General features: G+C 72.0%; 5 protein-coding genes and 1 pseudogene. 1 reads left to right on the top strand and 5 read right to left on the bottom strand.

Annotated features, from left to right (window positions below):
* Window positions 1-121: 121 nt before the first annotated feature.
* From ACWDZ4_RS31545 to yczE, 4 genes and pseudogenes are all read right to left on the bottom strand, one after another.
* The gene (locus ACWDZ4_RS31545) at window positions 122-496 is read right to left on the bottom strand and encodes an RNA polymerase-binding protein RbpA (RefSeq protein ID WP_014044757.1); all 375 of its coding nucleotides are present in this window, start codon (window positions 494-496) and stop codon (window positions 122-124) included.
* 267 nt (window positions 497-763) lie between these two features.
* On the bottom strand, window positions 764-2,155 hold the full coding sequence (locus ACWDZ4_RS31540; RefSeq protein WP_451511805.1) for an MFS transporter: 1,392 nt from the start codon (window positions 2,153-2,155) through the stop codon (window positions 764-766).
* Between the two features lie 57 nt (window positions 2,156-2,212).
* Window positions 2,213-2,990 (bottom strand): annotated as a pseudogene (locus ACWDZ4_RS31535) (glycerophosphodiester phosphodiesterase family protein).
* Window positions 2,987-3,646: a membrane protein YczE gene (gene yczE, locus ACWDZ4_RS31530; RefSeq protein WP_451511804.1), complete on the bottom strand. Its 660-nt coding sequence runs from the start codon at window positions 3,644-3,646 to the stop codon at window positions 2,987-2,989. The pseudogene ACWDZ4_RS31535 and the gene yczE overlap by 4 nt, the downstream one beginning before the upstream one ends.
* Before the next feature lie 110 nt (window positions 3,647-3,756).
* Between yczE and ACWDZ4_RS31525 the strand changes: the two genes are divergently transcribed.
* The gene (locus ACWDZ4_RS31525; protein WP_451511803.1) at window positions 3,757-5,256 is read left to right on the top strand and encodes an SCO1417 family MocR-like transcription factor; all 1,500 of its coding nucleotides are present in this window, start codon (window positions 3,757-3,759) and stop codon (window positions 5,254-5,256) included.
* 32 nt (window positions 5,257-5,288) lie between these two features.
* Here the strand turns inward: ACWDZ4_RS31525 and ACWDZ4_RS31520 are convergent, their stop codons facing one another.
* On the bottom strand, window positions 5,289-6,869 hold the full coding sequence (locus ACWDZ4_RS31520; protein WP_451511802.1) for a hypothetical protein: 1,581 nt from the start codon (window positions 6,867-6,869) through the stop codon (window positions 5,289-5,291).
* Between the last annotated feature and the right edge of the window lie 8 nt (window positions 6,870-6,877).

Here is a 6,877-nt window from a genome sequence, read left to right as displayed (position 1 = left end):
GGTCGTGGTCCGGCAGCTCGTCCTCGTCGGCGACATTGCCGAACACCACCTCGACACTGCGCTCGGTGCCCCGCCACGTCTTGCCGTTGTGCTGACTGCCGTCAGGCGCAACGCCGGGGCGTTACGCGGACTTGCGGCTGTCCCGCGGATGCACCGCAATGTTCATGGCGCCGGATCGCAGTACCGCGAGCCTTTCGGCCAGGACCTCTTCGAGCTCCTCGCGGGTGCGCCGTTCCATGAGCATGTCCCAGTGCGTACGCGCGGGCTTGCCCTTCTTCTCCTCAGGCCCGTCGCCGTCTACCAGGAGTGCCGTGGCGCCGCACGCCTTGCACTCCCACTCCGGCGGAATTTCGGCCTCTACCGAGAACGGCATCTCAAATCGATGTCCGTTCGGGCATGCGTACTCCACCGCCTGGCGCGGGGCCAGATCGATGCCGCGGTCGGTCTCGTAGCTTGTCACCACGAGTCGCGTGCCGCGGAGAGCTCGCTCACTCATGAATCGTGCCTCCCGGGCTTGTCGCCCACAGGACAGGTGTCGCTGTCGTCGTCATCCGGTCAACGTCCGGTCGGCGGTAAAGATTCCCGTTGCGGGTCATGCGTCGCCCGTCGTGCCGCTGCTTTTTCCCAAAAGTTGGGTACCCACCAGTGCCCGGTTTGTCACTTCTGGCAGCAGATGTCACCCAGCGTTGTCGATATCCGAGCGCGCAGTAACGGTCCGCCTGGCAGGCCAAAGGCGTACACTACCGGCCTTTCACTTCAAGGTCTAAATTCGTTCCGGCACGGGGTTTCCTGCCGCCTCCACGGCACGCCTCACGGGTACCCGGACGAGCAGGGCGAAGCCCAGGGCGAAGAAGGCCACGAGCGAGATGAGCGCGTCCCGGTAGCTGCCGGTCAGCTGGTAGGTGAGCCCGAAGACCAGCGGCCCCAGCCAGCTCATGCCCCGGTCGCTCATCTCGTAGACCGAGAAGTACTCCGCCTCCTTGCCGCGCGGCACCATGTGGGAGAAGAGGGAGCGGGACAGGGCCTGGCTGCCGCCGAGGACCAGGCCGATCGCCGAGGCCAGGGCGTAGAACCAGGCGGCCTCCCCGGCCGGCAGGAAATAGGCCGCGCCGATCGTCAGCGTCCAGGCCGCGAGCGAGCCGAGGACGGTGCGCTTGGCACCGAACCGCTGGGCCAGCCGGCCCATGCCGAGCGCACCGGCGACCGCGAGCACCTGTACCAGCAGGACGGCCGTGATGAGCGTCGTCTGGTCGAGGCCCAGTTCCTCGGACCCGTAGATCGACGCCTGCGAAATCACTGTCTGAACGCCGTCGTTGTAGACCAGATAGGCGAGCAGGAAGGAGAGCGTCAGCGGGTGGCGGCGCATGTCCTTGACAGTGGTGACCAGTTGGCGCCACCCCGTGCCGGTCCTGCCCGGCGCGCGGCCACCGCTCGTGCCGCTCGCCGTCGTCCTCCGGTCGCGCAGCCGGCGCAGCGGTACGAGCGTGAAGGCGCCCCACCACAGGCCCGCCGAGGCCAGGCAGATCCGGACGGCCGTGGACTCAGGGATTCCGAAGCCCTCGTGTCCCGAGTAGAGGACGAGATCGAGGACGAGCACGAGGGCGCCGGACGTGTAGCCGAACGCCCAGCCGCGTGAGGAGACCTTGTCGCGCTCGTGCGGCTGGGCGATCTGGGGGAGATAGGCGTTGTAGAGCACCATCGCGACGGACTGGGCGGCGTTGGCGACGATCAGCAGGAACGCGCCGAGCAGATAGCGGTCCCCGTCCAGGAAGAACATGCCCGCCGTCGCGCCCGCCCCGACGTACGCGGCGGCCGCGAGCAGTGGCTTCTTGCGGCCCGTACGGTCCGCGACCGCGCCCACCAGCGGCATGACGAGTACGGCCACCACGACGGACACGGAGACGGCGTACGCGAACACCGAGCCCGCCCGCACCGGGATGCCCAGCGGGTGGACGAAGCCGTCCGCGTCCGCCGCCGCCTTCGCGACCACCGTCAGGTAGGGGCCCAGGAAGACCGTGAGCACACTCGTCGAGTAGGCGGAGCACGCGAAGTCGTAGAAGTACCAGCCGCGTTGCTCGCGCCTGCGGCCGGCCGCCCCGTCCGGGCCGTCCGCCTCCTCCGCGCCGTCGGTGCGGTCCACGGCGTCAGCGCTCACCGCGCACCCCCTCGCTCGTCCCCGTGCCGTGCGGTCGCGGGGACGGGACGGCACAGGTCAGGCCCAGGCACCCCGCTCGGTCAGCACCGTGCGCAACGTCTCGATGTGATCCGTCATGATGCCATCCACGCCGAGATCGAGAAGCGCTGCCATCCGGCCCGGATCGTTGACCGTCCACACATGGACCCGGAGGCCGAGGGCGTGCGCCGTCCGCACGAAGCGGTGATCGGCCACCCTGACGCCGCTCCGGGCCTCCGGGACCTGCGCGCACACCGCGCTGCGGCGCACGGGGGCGGGCAGCGAACGCGAACGCAGCCACAGCCCCAGGACGCCCGCGGTGCCGAAGGAAGGGGCGAGGCGGGGGCCCGCGAGGCGCTGCGCCCCGGCCACCCGGTTCTCGTTGAACGATCCGACGCACACACGATCCCACGCGCCGGTCCTGCGGATCAGGCCGACCAGGGGTGCGAGAGCGGACTCGGCCTTGATGTCCACGTTCCAGCGGGCTTCGGGGAACTCTCCGAGCAGTTCCTCGAAGAGGGGCAGCGGCTCGTTTCCCGCCACCCGCGCGCGGGTGGCGACGTCCCAGGGAAGCGCGCACATGCTTCCCCGCGCGTCCGTCGCCCGGTCCAGGGTCGCGTCGTGGAACGCGACGAGCCGGCCGTCCGCCGTGGCGTGCACGTCCGTCCCGAAGTACCGGTACCCGGCTTCACGAGCGCGCCGGAACGCCGCCGCGGTGTTCTCCAGGCCGTCGGCCGTCGGCCGCCCCGCCGCGGTGGGCGAACGCGAGGGGCGCGGGGTGGTTCAGATAGGGGTGGCGTACCCGGTCACGGTTCACCGGGGGATTGTCGCGCCTTCCCGTGAACCGGGGGCGACGGCCCCGGCCCCGGCCCCGGTGCCGGCGTCCGGCGCCGGAACGGCGAAGACGCGCAGGAAGAACTGGGCGAGCGGTCCGATGGCGAGGGTGTAGACGACGGTGCCGGCGCCGAGGGAGCCGCCCAGGGCGAAACCGGTGGCGACGACGGCCACCTCGATCCCGGTGCGTACGAGCCGGATGGAGCGGCCGGTGACGCGGTGCAGTCCGGTCATCAGCCCGTCGCGCGGACCGGGCCCGAACCGGGCGGCGATGTACAGGCCCGTCGCCACGCCGTTGAGCACGATGCCGACGAGCATCAGCGGGATCTGCCCGGCCAGGCCGTGCACGTCGGGCACGAGGGCGAGCGTGCCGTCCATCGCGATGCCGATCACCACGACATTGGAGACGGTGCCGAGCCCGGGGCGCTGCCTGATCGGGATCCAGAGCAGCAGGACCGCGGCACCGGCGATGATCGAGACCACACCGATCGTCAGTCCGGTCTTCTCGGCGAGGCCCTGGTGCAGCACTCCCCAGGGTTCGAGGCCGAGGCCCGCGCGCACGAGCACCGCCGAACTCACTCCGTACAGCGCCAGACCGACGTACAGCTGCAGCAGCCGTCGGGTGAGTTCCCCGGACAAGAGGTGCTCCTTGGATAGAGGTAGTGGCGGCGGTGGACCGCTGCGTGACACTCTGTGGCTTGGCAGAAGATGCTATCCATGGCCAATTCGACTTAGGTGGACTGGAAATTATGGCGCAGTGGACTTCGGCGGTCGGCGCGGCCCAGCTTGCCAGGCAGCTCAACGCCCAGCAGGCGCGTCCGCAGGGGCCCGGTACGCGCAAGCCGCCGGCGTACCGCGCCCTCGCCGACGGCATAAGGCTGCTGGTGCTCGAAGGGCGGGTGCCGGTCGCCGCGAGGCTCCCCGCCGAGCGCGAACTGGCCGTGGCCGTGGCCGTCAGCCGTACCACTGTGGCCGCGGCGTACGAGGCCCTGCGCGCCGAGGGCTTCCTGGAGTCGCGCAGGGGCGCGGGCAGCTGGACTGCCGTTCCCGCGGGCAACCCGCTGCCCGCGCGCGGCCTCGAACCCCTGCCGCCCGAGTCCCTCGGCTCCGTGATCGACCTCGGCTGCGCCTCCCTGCCCGCGCCCGAGCCGTGGCTCACCCGCGCGGTCCAGGGCGCGCTGGAGGAGCTGCCGCCGTACGCGCACACGCACGGCGACTATCCCGCGGGCCTGCCCGCGCTGCGGCAGATGCTCGCCGACCGGTACACCGAGCGCGGCATCCCGACCATGCCCGAGCAGATCATGGTCACCACCGGCGCCATGGGCGCGATCGACGCCATCTGTCATCTCTTCGCGGGCCGGGGCGAACGGATCGCCGTCGAGTCGCCGTCGTACGCCAACATCCTCCAGCTGATGCGCGAGGCGGGCGCCCGGCTGGTGCCCGTCGCGATGGCCGAAGGGCTCACGGGCTGGGACCTGCCGCGATGGCGGCAGGTCCTGCGCGACGCCGCCCCGCGCCTCGCGTACGTCGTCGCGGACTTCCACAACCCGACCGGCGCCCTGGCCGACGAGGACCAGCGGCGCGGGCTCGTCGACGCGGCGCGCTCGGCCGGGACCGTTCTCGTCGTGGACGAGACCATGACGGAGCTCTTTCTGGACGCGGACGTCGCCATGCCGCGGCAGGTCTGCGCCTTCGACCCGTCGGGCAGCACGGTCCTGACGGTGGGCTCCGCGAGCAAGGCCTTCTGGGCGGGCATGCGCATCGGCTGGGTGCGGGCGGCCCCGGACGTGATCCGCAGCCTGGTGGCGGCCCGCGCGTACGCCGACCTCGGGACGCCCGTACTGGAACAGCTCGCCGTCAACTGGCTGATGAGCACGGGCGGCTGGGAACAGGCCGTGGAGATCCGCCGCACGCAGGCACGCGAGAACCGCGACGCGCTCGTGGAAGCGGTGCGCAGGGAGCTGCCCGACTGGGAATTCGACGTCCCGCGCGGAGGGCTGACGCTCTGGGTCCGCACCGGGGGGCTGTCGGGTTCGCGCCTCGCCGAGATGGGCGAGCGCGTCGGTGTACGGGTCCCCTCGGGGCCGCGCTTCGGCGTCGACGGGGCCTTCGAGGGGTACGTCCGGCTGCCGTTCACCGTCGGGGGGCCGGTGGCGGACGAGGCGGCGGTGCGGCTGGCGGCGGCCGCGAGACTCGTGGAGAGCGGAGCCGGCTCCGGCACCGAGGTCCCGCGTACGTTCGTCGCCTGACCCGCGTCCGCCGGCTCTCCGGGCCTTCCGGGTCAGCCCTCGGCGGGTACCGGCTCCGGTTCCTGCGCCGGGGGCCGGATCCGGGGCTGTTCCCCGGAGCGCGCCTCCGGCATGTCCAGGCGCTCGGGAAGCAGGTCGGTGACGGCCTGCCGGTGCGCCTCGCTCGTCGCGTCGTCGTACGGGTCGGGTGTCGCCGGGACCTGGAGCCGCATCACGGGACCGGTGCCGAGCCGTGCGTAACCGCGGCCGGGAGGGGTGTCGCGTGTCGGTGTCGTGTGCGGCGGCTCTCCCAGGACGGACTCCACCTGCCCGGGAGCGGACGGACCGAGCACCACGCGCGCGCGCGTGTGGGAGCGTACGGTCTCGCTCAGGGCATCCACGGCGTCGAACTGCTCCGCCACCACCACCGTCACGTTCGCCGCCCTGCCGTGCCGCAGTGGCACCTGGAGCAGCTGCTGGGGGTCGGGGCGCCCGTCGGCGGCCGCCAGGTGACCGAACACGCTCGGCCGGTCCAGCAGGATCCACAGGGGGCGTTTCGTGTCTTCCGGGGCGGGGTGTCCGGCCTGGCGGGCGCGGTTCGCGGCGATCAGCCGCCGCTCGGTCTCGTGCGCGGCCCATTCCAGGCTGGCGAGCGCTCCCGCGACACTGCATTCGACGGCCAGTACGCCGTCGCGTCCGGTGAGGCAGGCGTACTCGCCGGTGCCGCTGCCCTCGACGATCACCACGTCGCCGTACTGGAGGGCCTGCAGGGCGATCGAACGCAGCAGGCTGGTCGTACCGCTTCCCGGGTGTCCCACGGCGAGCAGGTGCGGTTCCGTGGAGCGCGGACCCGTCCGCCAGATCACCGGGGGAGCGTTGTACGTCCGGTCGCCCTCCGTGACCGGTACGGTCCGCTGGACCGCTCCGGCGTCGGTGAAGCCCAGTACGGTCTCGCCCGGGGCGGTGACGAAACGCTGGGCGGCGATGGCGGTGGACAGCGCGGGGAGCACCGTCATGAGGAGCTGGTTGCCCTCCTCGTCCCACGCGAAGTGGTACTCGCGGCCGCGGCCCGACTTGGCGTGCAGCAGCTGCTCGACGCGGGCCCGGGAGGAGGCGTCGCCGTCGGCGAAGTACGCCGGGTAGCGCACCAGGAGCCGGACGAGCCGGCCGTCGTCGAAGGCGTACTCGGGGAACGCCTTGTCCCACTCGCCGCCGTGGGTGAACAGCGGGTCGGGGTCCTCGGCCACCGAGAAGTGCGGCACCAGGGCCTCGTAGACGGCCCGGAGCCGGTCCTTCTCGCCCTCGTCGGGTCCGGGCGCGGGGGTGTGCTGCCGCCCTTTCCAGGCGGCCGCGCCCATCACCGTGATCAGGACGAGCAGCGGTCCGTACGGGATGAGCGCGACCACCAGGACGAGGGCCGCCGCCAGGAACAGCGCGGGACCACGCCGGTCCTTGGGTGTGGCGGCCCAGGTGCGCCGGCCGGCGGCGGCCAGCCTCCGAAGACCCCGTGCGACGGTGATCAGCGGATGGAGGACGTCGGTGGCGCTGTCGGCTGCGGTGCGCGCGATCTCGCGGCTGCGGATGATCGGGGCACTGCTGCTGCTCAGAATGCGGGGGAGTGGGCGCCGGGCCACTTCGGTCT

It is taken from the genome of Streptomyces sp. NPDC003016 (assembly GCF_053591455.1).
This window is presented reverse-complemented; position numbering and strand designations above follow the sequence as displayed.